Below are 17,176 nucleotides of genomic sequence, written 5' to 3' on the forward strand. Positions count from 1 at the left end.
TCACCTACTCCGGGAGTCCGTAATAACAGCGTTTAGGGGATACCACCTTGCCCTGAGTCTTCAGGGTCTTCAACAACTTGGAGACATCGTCCTTCTCCAGACCGATAGATTCGGCTATCTCTCCGGCTTTCATGGCCTTCTCGGAAAGAGCCTCCAGAATTTTTTCCTCGGAACCCATGATATCATCTCCTACTATATTTTTCCTACAAGATCCTTCCCTGGAACCATACCCTCGTCACCGGGCTCCCAGCTTGCAGGACACACCTGACCGTGAGTGGCGGAGAACTTGGCAGCCTGAAGCTTTCTCAGAGCCTCCTTGGCGCTTCTGCCGATATCGAGATCGTGTATCTCCACCGCCTTCAACACTCCCTGAGGATCGATAACGAAAGTACCCCTCAGGGCTACTCCATCAGCATCCAAGTATACCCCGAAATCCCTGCTTATCTTGCCGCTGGGATCTGCCAACATGGGAAAGCGGATCTTGGCTATCGTCGGCGATGCCTCGTGCCAGGCCATATGGACGAACTCGGAATCGGTGCTCACACTGAAGATTTCTGCTCCTTCCTCCACGAATTTATCGTAGTAATCGGCCATTTCCCCCAGTTCAGTGGGACATACGAAGGTAAAATCGGCGGGATAGAAGAACAAAACCTTCCACTTCCCCTCGTAATCGGACATTTTTATCTCCTTCAGGTCTCCCTGATGAAAAGCTTTCGTCTTGATATCCTCGATCTTGTCTCCTATACGATACATGTAGCGACCTCCTATCAATATTAGTAGCGATTACTGATATTTTAAACTCGATCTTTTCATTCGTCAAGCCCGACAGAGAAAAAAAAACGAGGCCGATCGAAAAATCGATCGGCCTCGTTCAAACAGCTTTATCTTCGGTCCTACATAAACACGCCTCTCATCTTTACAGCGTCGGCGACACGCTGGATAGCGGCCATAAAGGCGGCTCTGCGCATCTTGACGTTCTTGTTCTGAGAGTAATCCCAAACTCTCTTGAAGTTGTCCTTCATGATCCTGAGAAGACGGTTGTTGTAGTCCTCCTGGGTCCAGAAGAATCCACCCAGGTCCTGACACCACTCGAAGTAGGACCCGATGACTCCACCGGAGTTAGCCAGGAAGTCCGGAACGATCAGGATTCCCTTACCGTCGAGAACGGCATCCGCCTCGGGAGTGATGGGACCGTTGGCTCCCTCTACGATGTACTTGGCCTTGACTTCGTCGGCGTTCTTACCGTTGATGGCTCCCTCGAGAGCGCAGGGCAGGAGGATGTCGCACTCGGTCGTCACGAGGGCAGCGAGATCCCTCTTCTCGAGACCGGGCTGCTCGAATCCCTCGAGAAGCTTTTTGGGATGATTGGAGACATGATCGAAGGCCTTCTTGATATCCAGACCGTCCTTGCAATAGTAGGTTCCGGTAATGTCGCTGATGGCTATGACCTTGGCTCCGGCGTCTATCATCGTCAAGGCGGCGAAGGTTCCAACGTTTCCGAAGCCCTGAACGGCCACGGTGGCACCCTCGACTGGCTTGCCAAGTACATTCATCAGCTCGATGGCACAGGTAGCCACTCCGAGTCCGGTAGCGGCGTTACGGCCCTTGGAACCCCACAGAGGGATGGGCTTGCCTGTGAAGATCGCTGGCTCGAGGCGTCCGCGCATCTTGCTGATGGTGTCCATAAACCATACCATCTCCTGTCCACCGGTGTTGACGTCGGGGGCTGGGATGTCGGTCCAAGCTCCTACGACCGGCTCGATCCGAGCGGCGAAGGTCCTGCAGATACGTTCTTTCTCCTTGGGAGAGATCTCGAGGGGGTTACAGCAGACTCCGCCCTTGCCTCCGCCGTAGGGGATACCGGCCAGTGAACATTTCCAGGTCATCATGAAGGCCAGAGCCTCGCACTCGTCAAGACACACCTCGGGATGGAAGCGAACGCCACCCTTGGCCGGTCCTACCGCCGAGGAATGAGCTACGCGGAACCCGTCGAATACCTTGACCGTTCCGTCGTCCATCTCGACCGGGATGGAGACGCAAGTCTTTCTCTCCGAACGGCTGAGTATCTCTACCAGTCCGTCCTCGAGTCCCATCTCCTCCGTCGCGGCGTAGAAGTTCTTGAGGGCCGTATCGAGCAGTACGTTATCGGAAGTACGTTTCACCACTGCCATGAAAATACACCTCCTGCAAAATATGCGACCTCTTTAGGTCGCAAGGTGACCACAATCCTTGATGATATTAACACCATTTGGGCGGCAATACCAACCGTATCCCGCAATTTGATCAAAAAATATCAAGAATATATATTTTCAATATTTAAAAAAGCCCTACAGCTATACATACACCCGAGGGACCCGCTTGCTGAACATTATGGGAATTTCGTAGTTTATGGTGTTATGTCTCGCTCCGGCAAGCTCGTCCGGGGTTATGGTCTCGTCTCCCTGGGAACCAACTATAACCACCTCGTCTCCGACCGAGACGTCCAGACCGGTCACGTCTATCATGGTCTGATCCATGCATATGTTGCCGACCTGGGGAACCCTGGTTCCCTTCACGAGCATCTGGATCCTCATAGAGAAGGCTCTGGAGAGGCCGTCGGCGTAGCCTATGGGCAAAACGGCTATACGTTCGTCTCCCCTGGTCATATATCTGAGTCCATATCCGACCCCGCTTCTTGGAGGCAGATTTCTTATCATGGCTATGCTAGTCTTGACCTCGAAGGTCGGCTTGAGCTCTATAGGCCTGATGCAGTCCCCCGAGGGCCACATACCGTACAGTATCACCCCGGGACGACAGGCGTCCAGATGTTTTTCCGGAGAATTCAACGTTCCGGCACTGTTGCAGACGTGTCTGACAGGTATCCTCACTCCCTTGTCCTCCAGCATGGCCAACACATCTAGATATCGGCGATACTGGGACTCGGTGTAGTCCAGTCGTCTCTCGTCGGCGGTGGCGAAATGGGTGAAGAGCCCCTCCACCACTACCCCTGGAAGGGATATCAGCTCATCCAAGATAGCCGGAACCTCCTCGGGAAGAAATCCGATTCGTCCCATTCCCGAGTCGACCTTGAGGTGCACGTAAGCCGGGGTTCCCTCGCTCTCGGCGGCCTTGGAGAGGGCTCTGGCCATATCCATATCGGTGAGAGCGACCGATACGTTCCGTCGCACCAGCTCACCCGCTGAAGCGTAGGACGTGGGCCCCATGACCAGAAGCGCCTCTCCCACCCCTCCATCCCTTAAGGCGAAGGCCTCGTCGGACGTCGCGACGGCGAACCGCTGACACCCCTCCGAGGACAGACGTCTGGCGACCTCCATCACCCCGTGACCGTAAGCGTCGGCCTTTATAACCGACATGAGCTGCACCTCGGGACCGACGTGGTTCTTGATCGACCTGTAGTTGAAAGCCAGATTGTCGAGGCTTACCTCCATCCGGCTCGGCCTGTAGTTCACCGATAACCGCCTCCTCAAAAGACAAATTTTACGCAAAAGAGGGGCGCAGGTGCCCAGCGGACACCTCGCCCCGAGATTCGCCCTTTATATGTTACTCCAGAATTCCTTTGCGACGCTTGTCGTCGAAGTCCTTGACGAGCTTCTTAACCTCGTTGGAAAGCCAGAGCAAGGCTATGAGGTTGGGTATGGCCATGAGGCCGTTCATCGTGTCAGACATATTCCAGATGTTGGCCAGGAACTTGCCGCCACCGCCGGATGCACCGACCAGAAGAACCAGAATCCACATGACTTTAAAGCCCATTATAACCGGCTTGCTGTCTCCTAGGATATAGGTGACGCTGGTCTCGCCGTACCAGTACCAGCCCAGTATAGTGGAGAAGGAGAACAGGGCAAGTCCGGTAGATAGTACCATGACCCCCGTCTGTCCCAGAACCTCCTGGAAAGCGGTAAGACTCAGCTGGGCTCCGGTGAGCTCAGGCTGCCCGACCAGAGTGCTGGTGGTGAGGATGGCAAGAGCAGTAAGGGTGCAGATGACTATGGTGTCGGTGAATACCTCGAAGAGGCCGTAGACGCCCTGGCGGACAGGATGGTCAACCGTAGCGGCGGCGTGGACCATGGGAGCCGATCCGAGACCGGCCTCGTTGGAGAAGACCCCTCGGGCGAGTCCCTTGGTGAGAGCCATCTTTATGCTCCATCCGGCGATGGCTCCAGGCATGGCCATGGGGTCGGAGAAGGCGTACTTGATGGCTCTGCCGAAGGCGGCGGGCACGTCGGCTCCGTTGACTCCGACGGTTATGAGAGCACCTATGATGTAGAAGATGGCCATGAAGGGAACCAGATAGGTGGTGACCCTGGCTATCCCGTTGATTCCGCCCATTATGACGGCGGCGGTCAGTATGGCCAGAACTATACCTGTGGCAAGATGGGGAACTCCGAAGCCCAGGGCGAGACCTTCGGCGGTGGAGTTGGCCTGGATGGCGTTACCGATGCCGAAAGACGCGAAGGACGCGAAGAAGGCGAAGAGCCAGGCGAGCCATTTCTGTCCCGTTCCCTTCTCGAGGACGTACATGGTGCCGCCCCTCCACTGTCCGGTACTGTCCTTTTCCCTGAAGTGGACCGCCAACGTGACCTCGGCGAACTTGGTGGTCATGCCGAAGACCGCGGAGATAAGCATCCAGAACAGAGCTCCCGGACCTCCAAGGTGAAGAGCCGTGGCGACACCGGCTATGTTGCCCGTGCCGACCGTGGAAGCCAGGGCGGTTGCCAGAGCCGAGAAGGACGAGATCGAGCCCTCCGTCTTTTCCTGTTTCTTACCGAGACGTCCTATAACCTCTTTGAACATAAAACCGAAATAACGAATCTGCGGCACACCTAGGATGATCGTCAGGTATATGCCGGTACCTACCAAAAGGGTGAGAGTCCATGGACCCCACACAAAACCGTTGACTATTCCATTAATCCTCATTACTGCTTCCATAAAGACTGATACCTCCTCGCACGCATTATCGATGAATCGCTCGACACTCTCCACACGACAAGGTTACTGGATTTCATATCGTCCCTGTTCCTACCACCTCCGTCGAGGCCTCTCTGCCAGGCCAAAATATACAGTATATTGCATAACCAGGTCGACCAATACCGCCAAATAAGGTCCTGATAGACAATCTTCAAAGCTCTATCGCAAGACCAATTATTCGCAATATAAAATCGACCGGTTCTATGGTATCATGAACCTGGGTAATCTCAAAATTATCTTTTTCAGGAGGAGATGTTGTCCGTGAGGTTCTCTGATCGTATCAACGCAATGCAGGAATCACCGATAAGAAAGTTGGTACCTATAGCAAACGCGGCAAAGGCAAAGGGGAAGAAGGTGTATCACCTCAATATCGGACAGCCCGATATAATCACGCCCCCGTCGTTCCTCAAAAGCATCAGAGAGTTCGACCAGGAGGTTATAGCCTACGCCACCTCTCCGGGAGATCCCAAACTGATAGAGGCGATAGCGGCCTATTACAAGACCTACGATATGCACTTCGAGCCAGACGAGATCCTCGTCACCAACGGAGGCAGCGAGGCCCTTATGTTCGCCATGATGGCTCTCTGCGATCCCGGCGACGAGGTCATGGTTCCAGAACCCTTCTACGCCAACTACAACGCCTTCACCAGGGCCATCAACGTAAAGATAGTACCCATAACCACCAAGGCGGAAGAGGGGTTCCATCTCCCCTCGGAAGCCGAGATCGAGAAGAATATAACCGAGAAGACCAGGGCCATCGTGCTCAGCAACCCCGGCAACCCCACGGGGGTCATCTACACCAGAGACGAGATGGACATGCTCTCAAGGATCGTCAGGAAACACGACATGACCATAATCGCCGACGAGGTCTACCGCGAGTTCGTCTACGACGGCCTGAAGTACACCAGCTTCGGCAACCTTCCGGAGATCTCCGATCGGGTGGTCATAGTCGACTCGGTCTCCAAGAGGTACAGCGCCTGCGGAGCCAGGATCGGATCCCTGGCCTGCAAGAACAAGGACTTCTCCAAACAGGTCATAAAGCTCTGCCAGGGCAGACTCTGCGTTCCAACCCTCGAACAGGTCGGAGCCACGGCTCTTTACGGAACTCCCGCAAGCTACCTAAACGAGGTCAACACCGAGTATCAGGAGAGGAGAAACACCCTCTATAAGGCCCTCAAGGAGATGCCGGGCGTCATATGCGAGGAGCCCAAGGGGGCCTTCTACGTGGTCATAAAGATGCCGGTGGACGATGCGGAGAAGTTCGCCATATGGATGCTCGAGAACTTCGACGTGGACGGAGAGACCACCATGGTAGCCCCGGCGGCTGGATTCTACGCCACTCCCGGCCTGGGTAAAAACGAGGCCCGTCTCGCCTACGTGCTTAAAAACGAGGACCTGGCCAAGGCCATGGACATCCTCAAGGCCGGACTGGAGGCCTACCCCGGAAGGATCGAGTCTCCGATCCCGTCGGCGTAAAACAACAGCGCACAAAAAAAGATTGCGGCTTCCTTTTGGGAAGCCGCAATCTTTTTTATTTACCTGTTCGCTTGAGAGCTCTTTCTAGCCGCAGGAAGTGCACCCGGCGCAGCCTCCGGCGGAGGAGCCCGGAACGGCGGTAGTAACGACCAGGTTCACCATCCACAGGAAACCCTGAAGGTCTATAGCGACTACGTCGTCGTCGAAATCGACGGCGTCAGGGATCCAGACGGACATGTCCCCTTCCTTCAGGACCTGATAGTTATCTCTAACCTCGGGAGCTCCGCTCTTCACGAGAACGGCCTGTCTGGCTCCTCAACCGGCACCTAAAACTCCCTCGAAAACCGTTACTTCCGGCCCTATCTCGAGGATTCTCTCCTTCGCTCTATCGGTTACTTCCAGTTTAAGATTTCTCACAATCCACACCTCCATGGTATGTTTTACTGTCGCCATCATACCATGAAGGGGTATCCCTAGCAACCCCCACTATCGAAGAAAAGCCCTATCGGGAACGATGCCATTTTTCGAACACATATCGGCCATATCCTCCGGCATGGGAGTCCTGAAGGTCTTGGAGGACAGCGAGGACAGATCTCCGGACATATCGGGAAAGGAAACAGAGAAGGCATGTAGCATGGGCCTTTTCGCTCCCTTGACCCCGTTGAGAGCTCTGTCGCCGTATTTAACGTCGCCCAACACGGGATGGCCTATATGGCTCATATGGACCCTTATCTGATGGCTCCTGCCGGTGATCAAGGTCACCAGGCACAGGGAAAGCCCTCCACCGGAGGCCAGACGGCGATACAGGGTCAGAGAGCTCTGCCCCTTCGAATCCACGAAAACCTTGTTGGAGGACCCGTCCTTCGACAGAGGGGCGTCTATACTTCCCTCCTCGGGCAGATCTCCGACAACGAGGGCCAGATAGACCTTTTCCATCTCCCCGTCTCTCCAGCGAGAGGAGAGGTCTCTGAGAGACTCTCCGGTCAGGGCCAGCACCATGATACCCGATGTATTTCGGTCCAACCGATTTACAGCCTGAGGCTGAAAGGACGATCCGGGCAGGAAGGCCCTGGTCACCACCGAGTCTCCGCCCTTTTTGTCCGGCTGACTGAGAAGGCCCGCCGGTTTCGACACGACCCAAAGGGATTCGTCCCTATAGACCGTTACGAGATGACCTCCGGTCCTTTTAGCGCCAACGTCGGTAGGAGCGCTCTCCCACGGCACCAGGATCTCCTGTCCCTCGACGAGCCTCTGGTCGAAGGAAGCCCTGGCTCCGTCGATCCGTACCTGTTTCTTCCTGAATGCCTTCATCATGGCTCCCAAAGGCAGGGACGGCCATTTCTTTCGGATGACCTTGTCCAACCTACGACCGTCGTCGTGTCGGGAGACGACGAAACGATCCATCGGTCAGCTCCGCTCCCCGTCGGGGCGCCATTTCCAGAAACGACGCTGAGCCGAGTAGTTGAGGTCCGAGACGGAGTCCTCCGGCTCCACTCCGCCCTCAAGCTGAGAGACCGAGTCGCCCCAGCAGAACAGCTTGAAGTCGAGCTCGTCCGCCGCCGATACCACCAGGGCCTCCGGCGTGGCAGGCAACACGGGAGATCCGTATTCCCTGAGGCCGTGGTGACTCAACAGAATGTGACCCAAAGCGGTCCTGACGGTTCTGTCCAGCTTGTACCGTTCGGCGAGAGCCTCGAAACGACTGTAGCCGAGGGCTATGTGATCTATCACGGTACCCTCTACTGTCATGCCGGGACCTGGATTCAACACGTAGGCCTCCAGCTTTCCCAGATCGTGAAGCAATCCCCCTGCCACGACCAACGACCGGTCGGGACGGGCCTGCCCCTCTATGGCCTCCGCCATGGAAAGAGCCAGCTCCGTCACCGTAATGGAGTGCTCGAGAAGGCCGTGTACATAGGCGTGATGGTGGGAAACCGCCGCCGGCATCACCCTGAATTTCTTCCAAAGATCGCCGCCCTTGGAGAACAGCTCCTCCAGGAAGGAACGGACATCCCCTGAACACCTATCCACCAGCAGGTCGAAACGGCGCTCCAGCTCCTTCACGTCCACCGGAGAGGTCTGGACGAAGGACTCGGGCCTGTACTCTTCCTTTTCCTGATCGACCAGGAATACCTGGTTGAAGTTGTACTGGTTCTTGCCCCTGAACTCCGAGACCTGCCCCGTAACGCCGATCGAGCTGCCCTTGAGGTTTCCCACCAAGGTAGAGGAAGCCGGATCCTTTATCTCCGACTTCACTCCCTCTCTGAAGTCCCACCACTGGGCATTGCCCCAGATCTTGGCATCCATCGAACCAGTTTTGTCCATCAACGAAACGGTCCAGTAGCTTTTGCCGTTTTTGTCCTTCTTCTCGTGGATATCCAGCACCACACCTACGGAGGAAAACTTCTCTCCCACCGGAAGGTTCTTTACATCCTCTACGCTCTTTCTGGTCTCTGCCATAAAGACACTCCTTATCTTTACATATCGATTCTCGAGTATAGGACATGATCGGTCAAAAGGCTAACACCTCACCCATGTTTTTCTATGATACAATCGATGCACTTAAGTTTACAAAGGAAGGAAGGCATACCATGCTGAAGGTTAAGGACGGAAAGAAAAAGGATATCGGTCGCGGACTCGTCAGGATGGACCCGGTGGACATGGACAGGCTGGGCCTGTCGGACGGCGAGATCGTAGAGATCAAGGGCAGCCGGAGGACCCCGGTGAGACTGCTGGCGGCCGACCACGACGACTGCGGCCAGGGAGCTCTCTTCTTGGACGGGCTAACCAGAGGCAACGCCGGAGTCGCGCTGGATGACCGCATCTCCGTCCATAAGGTCGTGGTGGACTTCGCCTTCGAGATCGCCATAAGGCCTCTTACCACGATGCATCTCCTGGAGAAAGACCTCGATCCGTCGGGGCTGAAGGAAAAGCTGAGCGGACTCCCGGTTATCAACGGGGACAGGATAAGGCTGGTCCTCGGAGGAGGAAGGGACTGCGACTTTCAGGTAACCTCCACAAAACCGGGAGGGTCGGTGATGATAAGTCCCGCCAGCGAGCTGATCGTCGAAAAACCCTCCGCCGGAGCAAAAAGCGACAAGGCTACATATAAAGATGTAGGGGGGCTCTCCAACCAGCTACAGAGGATAAGGGAGATGATCGAGCTTCCCCTGAGGTTTCCCCAGGCATTTCTAAGGCTGGGAGTAGAGCCTCCCAAGGGGGTCCTGCTCTACGGCCCTCCCGGCACGGGCAAGACGGTGATAGCCAAAGCCGTTGCCAACGAGACCGACGCCTGGTTCACCCATATATCCGGACCGGAGATCATAGGCAAGTACTACGGCGAAAGCGAGCAGAGACTCAGAGAGGTCTTCGAGGAGGCCCAGGCCCACGCCCCGTCCATAATATTCATCGACGAGATAGACGCCATAGCTCCCAAAAGGGAGGAGATGGGCGGAGAGAAGCAGGTGGAAAGGCGTGTCGTGGCCCAGCTTCTGGCCCTTATGGACGGCCTTCAGGCAAGAGGACAGATCGTGGTGATCGCTGCTACCAACCTCCCCAACACCCTGGATCCCGCCCTGAGGCGACCGGGACGATTCGACCGAGAGATAGCCGTGCCCATACCGGACAGAAGGGGCAGAGAGGAGATCCTCCAGATACACACCAGAGGGATGCCCCTGGCCAGGGACGTAGACCTCATCAGGATAGCGGAGGTCACCCACGGGTTCGTAGGAGCCGACCTGGAGGCACTGGCCAAGGAGGCAGCCATGGCGGCCCTGAGGGGCATAATGCCCTCCATAGATTTCGAGGATTTTCAGGTACCCTACGATCATCTGAGGACCATGGAGATAGACATGAAAAACTTCACCGCAGCCCTCAGAGAGGTGGAGCCCTCGGCGATAAGAGAGGTCTTCGTGGAACGGCCTAACGTCACATGGCAGGACGTCGGAGGGCTGGACGAGGTAACCGAGGAGCTTCGAGAAGCGGTTCAGTGGCCCATGGAACACGGAGATGTGTTCCGTCGCTTCCGCATATCTCCCCCGCGGGGGATAATGCTCCACGGGAAATCCGGAACGGGAAAAACCCTGCTGGTGAAGGCTTTGGCCAGAGAGAGCGGAGCCAATTACATCTCCGTCAAGGGTCCGTCCCTCATGTCCCGATTCGTCGGAGAGAGCGAGAGGGCGATCCGGGAGGTCTTCCGCAAGGCCAAACAGGCGGCTCCTTCGCTGTTATGCTTCGACGAAATAGAGTCCCTGGTCCCTGTAAGGGGCAGGGATTCGGGGGCCGCCTCTCAGTTCACCGAGAGGGTCATAAGCCAGTTCCTCTCCGAGATGAGCGGACTGGACGAGATGGACGGGGTGGTGGTACTCGGCACCACCGACAGAATAGACCTGATCGACCCCGCCCTTTTCAGCGCAGGGCGGTTCGACATGGTCCTGGAGCTTCCTATGCCCGACCACGACGGCAGGAAGGAGATTTTCCAGATACACCTTCAGGAAAAGCCTATGGCGGATGACGTAGACATAGACGCCCTCGCAAAGGCGACAGAGGGAGCCAGCGGAGGGGACATAGCCATGATATGCCGTACCGCCACCACCGCAGCGGTACGGGAGTACATAAGGGCGGGAGAGACGGGAGAACCTCTGGTGGAATCGAGACATTTCGCGGCCGTCCTGGAAAAGAGGGGTCGGAAAACGTCGTCCGCGACAGAGAAATGAGGGACATCTAAAAACTTACGTCCGAGGAATTGCGTTTTTAGAGATGCCCATAAAGTAGAGGGCCCGGAATTCGTCTGACGAACTCCGGGCCCTTTACTTTATAAGACTGACTGCATCACATGCTCTGAGAGAGGACCGCTCCCAATCGGCGGATGCCTTCTTTAAGCCTGTCCTCCGGCACGTTGGAGAAGTTGAGACGCATGTAGTTCTCGTGCCCCGGCTCGGCGAAAAAGGCTCCGCCCGGGACGAAGGCCACTTTATGTTCCTCCACAGCGACCTTGAAGACATCCCTGGCGTTGACTCCCTCGGGGAGCTCTACCCAGGCGAAAAGCCCTCCGGCAGGGGGAACTACTACGGCTTCCTTCGGAAAGAACTCCCGAACCGAATCTATCAGAACCGACATCCTCTTTTTGTAGACCTTGCATATCCTCTCTACGTGAGCGTCCAGGTCGAACATCTCGTTGTAGGCCACTATCTGAGCCTGGTGCAGCGTAGAGGAACAGAGTATGGCGTTTTGTTTCATATCGCCGAACTTAGAGAGTATCTCAGGAGCAGCTATCATCCAGGCCACCCTCATACCGGGAGAGAATATCTTGGAGAAAGATCCCAGGGAGATCACCACGCCGTCCCGGTCGAAGCTCTTTATCGAGGGCGGACAGGGACCCTCGAAACGAAGCTCTCCGTAAGGGTTGTCCTCTATAGCGGCTACTCCGTATCGACCGACCACCTCGGCGAAGGCCTTCCTTCGCTCCACCGACCAGTCTATCCCGGTGGGATTCTGAAAATCGGGATTCACGTAGACCAGTCGGACGTCGTCGATCTCCTTCAGCTTACGCTCCAGGTCCTCTATTATCATGCCGTCCGAGTCGGTCTCGACCTCTACGAACTCGGCTCCGTAGGTCCTGAAGGCTCCAAGAGCCCCGAGATAGGTGGGACTCTCGCACAGGACAACCGACCCCTCCTCCAGAAAGACCTTTCCCGCCATATCCAGAGCCTGCTGAGATCCGTTGGTTATGAGCACCTCCTCGGCCTTCGCCGGAGTGCCGTATTTATCGGTCATCCTCCTGGCGACCATCTCCCTCAACCTGGGGTCTCCCTGGGCCGACGAATACTGAAGTGCTTTGTCTCCCTCTCGATCCAACACGAGGGCAGTAGCGGTCTTTACCTCTTCCACGGGGAAAAGCTCCGGGGCGGGCAGCCCTCCGGCCAGGGACAGGATCTCCGGATCGGAGAGAGCCTTTAGGATGTCCCCCACATCGGAGGAATCGCACCATTCCAGTCTTTTAGCGAATTTCATGTATAATCGTCCCCTTTCTCTTTAAGGCATATCTAAAAAGTCACGTCCGAGTTTCCTCGGAGAGGTCGTTTCGCCTCCGCCCTGTCTCGCCCAAACGTATTCCCGACCTGCCTGTTTCGTACAGACCGCCTCAGAAGGCACGTCCTGTGCCCCCTCGGCTTGGGGCGACGTCCTGTCGCCCCATCCGTACTACACGACGGCAGGTCGGAAATACGGGTTCGAATGGGCTTCGCCGAAACGACCTCTCCGAGGAGTAGCGTTTTTAGAGATGCTCTTTAGAAATACTCTTTGAAAATATAAAAAGGCCGAAGCTCTCGGAGCTCCGGTCTCCCATGGACTTGACGACAAAGTAGAGCTTTCGAAAATTGCAAGAATTATACACACCTATCTCTGCGATGTCAAAGCCAAACAAAAGGCGACAATACCTCCGACGAAAGAGAGACTCCGCCGGAGGATCGTCCTTATCAGCTCAGCCTCGAGAGGAGATCCCGTCCCCTCTCTATCTGTCTGGAGACCTGTCTGAATCCGGTGCCTCCCAGGGTGTCACGTCTGGCGACGGCGGCCTCCAGGTCCACCAGGGATAGTAGGTTTTCGTCGACGTCGCCAAGAAAATCCTCGAAGTCCTCCAGGGTCAGGTCGAACAGACTTCTCTCCTCCCTGACGCACCATCCCACCAGGCTTCCGACCCTGTGATGGGCCTCTCTGAAGGGAACCCCTCTGGTCACCAGGTACTCTGCGACGTCGGTAGCCAGGGCCAATCCGTCGGCGAAGGACTCTGCTGCCCTGTCTGCATCGACCTCTATGGCCCTAACCAGGGATGGAAGCACCCCCAAAACGTGAGAGAGGACGTCGAAAGAGGAAAAAAGTCCCCTCTTGTCCTCCTGGAGGTCTCTGTCATAGGTCATTGGAAGCCCCTTTAGCGTCGCCAGGATATCCACAAGATGGCCTATCATCTGACCGGTACGGCCCCTAACGAGCTCCAGCACGTCGGGGTTCTTTTTCTGAGGCATCATGCTCGACCCTGTGCAGAAGGCATCGGGAAGCTTAAGCCAGCCGAACTCGGCACTGGAATATATTATCAGGTCCTCGGCCATACGACTGCAATGTACGGCAAACATGGTGGAGAAGCTAAGGGCGTCGAATATATAGTCCCTCTGCCCCACTCCGTCCATGCTGTTCTCGCAGAGCCTGGAGAACCCCAGAGCCTCGGCCGTGTACTCTCGATCCAGGGGAAGGGTGGAACCGGCAAGGGCTCCGCATCCCAAAGGACATTCGTCCGCTTCGTCCATGGCGAACTCCAGCCTCTTGAGATCCCTGGAAAAAGACTGGAAGTAAGCCATCCATAGATGTCCCATGCTGACCGGCTGGGCCTGCTGTAGATGAGTATAGCCGGGCACGATGGTCTCTCTATGGGACTCGGCCCTGTTCAGGAGGGCATCCATTAGATCTATCATCCCAGACTTGACCTGGCACAGAACGTCCTTCACGTAGAGCCTCATGGTGGTGCCTACCTGATCGTTTCTGCTCCGTCCCGTATGAAGCCTGGCTCCGGCGTCGCCGATCTTCTCTGTAAGACGGTGTTCCAGATTCATGTGGACGTCCTCGAGAGACTCGTCCGGGATGAAATCTCCCCTCTCTATCTCGTCCATAATCTCCTGAAAACCAGACCTTATGGCTTCCAGCTCCTCCTGGGATATCAGGTCCTGCTTCGCCAACATCTCCGCATGGGCGAGACTACCTCTTATGTCCCATCGGGCCAACCTCCAGTCCAGATCGAGCGACTGGGAAAAGGCCTGGACCTTGCGATCCGTCTCCTGGGAAAAACGGCCCTTCCACATGAGAACACACTCCTCTCTTGTATAGGCATAGCATGACGACGAAAGGGGGCTCCGGGCCGTCCGGAACCCCCTTGAAGAATACCACGCAAGTTTCGATTTATCAGCAGGAGACGGAAATAGACTCGTTTTTCTCCGGATCCTGCTTATGAGCCTGTTTCCAGGTTTTGAGAGGCAATCCCCATACCTTTATGAATCCTACGGCGGCGGAGTGATCGAAGGCATCCTCCTCCGAGTAGGTCGCCAGATCGTGGTTGTATACCGAACTGAGGGACTTGAGCCCCGTCACTGTAGCCATACCCTTGAAGAGCTTCACCCTCACCGTGCCGTTGACGTTTTCCTGAGTTTTGTCAACAAAGGCGTCTATTGCCTCTTTCAGAGGGGAGAACCAGTAACCGGTGTAGGCGAGATCTGCGAAGGAAGCCTCAAGCCGCTTCTTCTCCGCCAAAACCTCCTTGGAAAGGGTCATCGTCTCCAGGGCCCTGTGAGCCGCAATAAGGGTGATAGCCGATGGACACTCGTAGACCTCGCGGCTCTTAAAGCCGACCAAGCGATCCTCGAGCATGTCGATGCGCCCCACACCGTGGGCTCCGGCAATCTCCCGAAGCTTCAGGATGAGGGAGACACCGTCCATGGAAACCCCGTCCAGTGCCACGGGAATGCCCTTCTCGAAGGTTATCTCCACGTTTTGGGGCTTGTCGGGAGCGACCTCCTGGGACACCGAGATCTTAAAGGCATCCTCTGGACACTCGTTCCAAGGATCCTCCAGGGCGCCGCACTCGATAGCCCGTCCCCAAAGATTCTCGTCTATGCTGTAGGGAGACTGGACCGAGGCCCCGACCTCTATACCGTGATCCTTGGCATAATCTATCTCCGCCTCGCGGCTAAAATGCCAGTCCCTGACGGGAGCTAGGACCTCCAACTCCGGATTCAGAGCCCCTATGGCTACCTCGAAACGAACCTGATCCTGTCCCTTTCCGGTGCACCCGTGAGCCACAGCTACGGCCCCCTCGTTCTTCGCAACCCAGGCAAGCTGCTGGGAGATAAGAGGTCTGGAGAGAGCGGAGCTGAGGGGATAGGTCCCCTGATACATCCCATTTGCCTTCAGGGCTGGCCAGACGAACTCCTGCACGAACTGTTTTTTCAGGTCCATGACGTAGGCCGCTACCGCCCCGGTCTGGAGGCTCTTGGCCTTTTTCTCCTCCAGATTGACCGACTGCCCCACGTCGGCGGTCAAGGTGACCACATCGTATCCCCGTTCCATCAGCCAACATACCGCCACGGAGGTATCCAACCCTCCGCTGTAGGCCAGAACCACCTTTCCCTTTTTCTCCATCATCTATCCCTCCATATAAACTAACATTCTCTTTATAGCAATCCATAAACTTTAGTTGCCCATTATAGAGACTCCTATGGACATGTCAAGGCTAAAAAAACCCGATCTCCCGACGGATAAGTCGAAATTTTAAATCATTTCACTTATTCGTAGTCAACGCTATAATAGAAATAGGCAGATTTTCAAAAAGACCTCCGCGTAAGGCGGAAGGACAATCTCAGGGATTTTTTCCCGCAGAAAAGGAAGGCGATCGACTTGAGTACCGTTTGGGAGGACAACTACAGCTACACGGCGAGAAACGTTCGTCCCTCGCCGGTCAGGGAGATGCTGGCGGTCATAAAACAGCCGGGAATGATCTCCTTTGCCGGCGGCATGCCGGCACCGGAGGTTTTCCCGGTGGACAAATTCTACGAGGGAGCTCACGTCCTCAAGGACGACGGCAAAAATCTGCTTCAATATGGGACAACCGAGGGCTACGCCCCTCTGAAGGAATTCCTAGCGTCCTTCACCGCCGAGAGGATGGGAAGGACCGTAGCGACCGACGAGATGCTTCTCACCACCGGATCCCAACAGGCCCTGGAGCTATTCGCCTCCGCCCTCATAGACAGGGGAGACTTCGTGGTAACGGAGAACCCCTCCTACCTGGCCGCTCTGACCACCTTCTACAACCACGGAGCCCAGTTCCTGGGAATACCCACTGATAACGAGGGGATGAAGGTCGACCTGCTTCCGGGAGTCATCGAGAAGGCCCGGGCCGAGGGCAAAAAGGTGAAGTTCATATACACCATAGTGAACTTCCATAACCCAGGCGGATCGACCATGAGCCTCGAGAGACGCAAGAAGCTAGTCGAGATATCCCAGAGGTACGACATCCCCATATTCGAGGACGACCCCTACGGCTACGTCCGCTACGAGGGAGATCACCTCCCTTCCATATTCTCCTTCGACGACAAAGGAGGGACCCTTTACGCCGGATCTTTCTCCAAGATACTGGCTCCCGGATCCAGGATCGGATGGGTCACAGGCAACAAGGAGATCATCCGCAAGATGGTGGTGTTTAAACAGGCAGCCGACCTCTGTTCGAGCCCCATATGCCAGTCTCTGGTCTACGAGTACTGCCGCAAGGGCTACCTCTCGGAGCACCTCCCGGTGATAATAGAGACCTACCGCCCCAAGAGGGACAAGATGGAGGAATGTCTCCAGAAGTACCTGGCCCCTTACGGTGTATCCTGGGTTAAACCCGAGGGAGGGTTCTTCTTCTGGCTCGACATGCCCGGCATCGATTCGAGGGAACTCTTCAAGAAAGCGGTGGAGAAAAAGGTCGCCTTCGTGGTGGGAACCCCCTTCTGCGTGGACGAGGCTGCAGGAATAGACAAGGCGAGGCTCAACTTCACATTCGTACAGCCCGACGTAATAGAGGACGGAATCTCCCGATTGGCCGAGGCCATAGGGGAGATGAAGGCCTAGGGTCTGGCGTCGAAGGGACAAGAAGGCTACAATCTAGAAGGACACTTAAGAGGTCTGCCCTAAGGGCAGACCTCTTCGTCAAAGA

14 protein-coding genes are annotated in these 17,176 nt (G+C 55.9%); 3 read left to right on the forward strand and 11 right to left on the reverse strand.

The features are described from left to right. Nucleotides 1-4: 4 nt before the first annotated feature. From DPEP_RS02945 to DPEP_RS02965, 5 genes are all read right to left on the reverse strand, one after another. Nucleotides 5-178: a winged helix-turn-helix domain-containing protein gene (locus DPEP_RS02945; protein ID WP_005659434.1), complete on the reverse strand. Its 174-nt coding sequence runs from the start codon at nt 176-178 to the stop codon at nt 5-7. 14 nt (nt 179-192) lie between these two features. Next, entirely contained in the window at nt 193-753 is a 561-nt protein-coding gene (locus tag DPEP_RS02950; protein WP_005659436.1) for a peroxiredoxin, read from the reverse strand. Between the two features lie 140 nt (nt 754-893). After that, nucleotides 894-2,171, reverse strand: coding sequence for a Glu/Leu/Phe/Val family dehydrogenase (locus DPEP_RS02955; protein WP_005659437.1), 1,278 nt, complete (start codon nt 2,169-2,171; stop codon nt 894-896). A 162-nt stretch (nt 2,172-2,333) separates the two neighbouring features. Next, complete coding sequence (gene alr, locus DPEP_RS02960; RefSeq protein ID WP_005659438.1) at nt 2,334-3,449, reverse strand: alanine racemase; 1,116 nt, start codon at nt 3,447-3,449, stop codon at nt 2,334-2,336. Nucleotides 3,450-3,540: 91 nt separating this feature from the next. Further along, nucleotides 3,541-4,926 (reverse strand): alanine/glycine:cation symporter family protein, encoded by a 1,386-nt coding sequence (locus DPEP_RS02965; RefSeq protein WP_005659439.1) that lies wholly within the window; start codon nt 4,924-4,926, stop codon nt 3,541-3,543. A 291-nt stretch (nt 4,927-5,217) separates the two neighbouring features. Between DPEP_RS02965 and DPEP_RS02970 the strand changes: the two genes are divergently transcribed. Next, nucleotides 5,218-6,441 (forward strand): pyridoxal phosphate-dependent aminotransferase, encoded by a 1,224-nt coding sequence (locus tag DPEP_RS02970; protein ID WP_420805890.1) that lies wholly within the window; start codon nt 5,218-5,220, stop codon nt 6,439-6,441. Between the two features lie 84 nt (nt 6,442-6,525). Here DPEP_RS02970 and DPEP_RS02975 read toward each other — a convergent pair whose 3' ends face one another. The 3 genes from DPEP_RS02975 to DPEP_RS02985 form a co-directional block, all read right to left on the reverse strand. After that, complete coding sequence (locus DPEP_RS02975) at nt 6,526-6,735, reverse strand: hypothetical protein (RefSeq protein WP_005659441.1); 210 nt, start codon at nt 6,733-6,735, stop codon at nt 6,526-6,528. Nucleotides 6,736-6,927: 192 nt separating this feature from the next. Continuing rightward, complete coding sequence (locus tag DPEP_RS02980) at nt 6,928-7,845, reverse strand: RluA family pseudouridine synthase (RefSeq protein WP_005659443.1); 918 nt, start codon at nt 7,843-7,845, stop codon at nt 6,928-6,930. Between the two features lie 3 nt (nt 7,846-7,848). Then, a complete protein-coding gene (locus DPEP_RS02985) occupies nt 7,849-8,901 on the reverse strand; it encodes a 3'-5' exoribonuclease YhaM family protein (RefSeq protein ID WP_005659445.1) in 1,053 nt (350 codons plus the stop codon). 131 nt (nt 8,902-9,032) lie between these two features. Between DPEP_RS02985 and DPEP_RS02990 the strand changes: the two genes are divergently transcribed. Then, complete coding sequence (locus tag DPEP_RS02990) at nt 9,033-11,156, forward strand: CDC48 family AAA ATPase (RefSeq protein WP_005659447.1); 2,124 nt, start codon at nt 9,033-9,035, stop codon at nt 11,154-11,156. A 115-nt stretch (nt 11,157-11,271) separates the two neighbouring features. Here DPEP_RS02990 and DPEP_RS02995 read toward each other — a convergent pair whose 3' ends face one another. From DPEP_RS02995 to DPEP_RS03005, 3 genes are all read right to left on the reverse strand, one after another. Then, a complete protein-coding gene (locus DPEP_RS02995; protein WP_005659449.1) occupies nt 11,272-12,453 on the reverse strand; it encodes an aminotransferase-like domain-containing protein in 1,182 nt (393 codons plus the stop codon). Nucleotides 12,454-12,917: 464 nt separating this feature from the next. Continuing rightward, a complete protein-coding gene (argH, locus tag DPEP_RS03000) occupies nt 12,918-14,291 on the reverse strand; it encodes an argininosuccinate lyase (protein WP_005659450.1) in 1,374 nt (457 codons plus the stop codon). A 100-nt stretch (nt 14,292-14,391) separates the two neighbouring features. Further along, nucleotides 14,392-15,627, reverse strand: a complete 1,236-nt coding sequence (locus DPEP_RS03005; protein ID WP_005659451.1) for an argininosuccinate synthase — start codon at nt 15,625-15,627, stop codon at nt 14,392-14,394. 252 nt (nt 15,628-15,879) lie between these two features. Here DPEP_RS03005 and DPEP_RS03010 point away from each other — a divergent pair, with 252 nt between their 5' ends. Then, nucleotides 15,880-17,091, forward strand: coding sequence for an aminotransferase-like domain-containing protein (locus DPEP_RS03010; RefSeq protein ID WP_005659452.1), 1,212 nt, complete (start codon nt 15,880-15,882; stop codon nt 17,089-17,091). Nucleotides 17,092-17,176 lie beyond the last annotated feature (85 nt).

It is taken from the genome of Dethiosulfovibrio peptidovorans DSM 11002 (assembly GCF_000172975.1).
GTDB lineage: Bacteria > Synergistota > Synergistia > Synergistales > Dethiosulfovibrionaceae > Dethiosulfovibrio > Dethiosulfovibrio peptidovorans.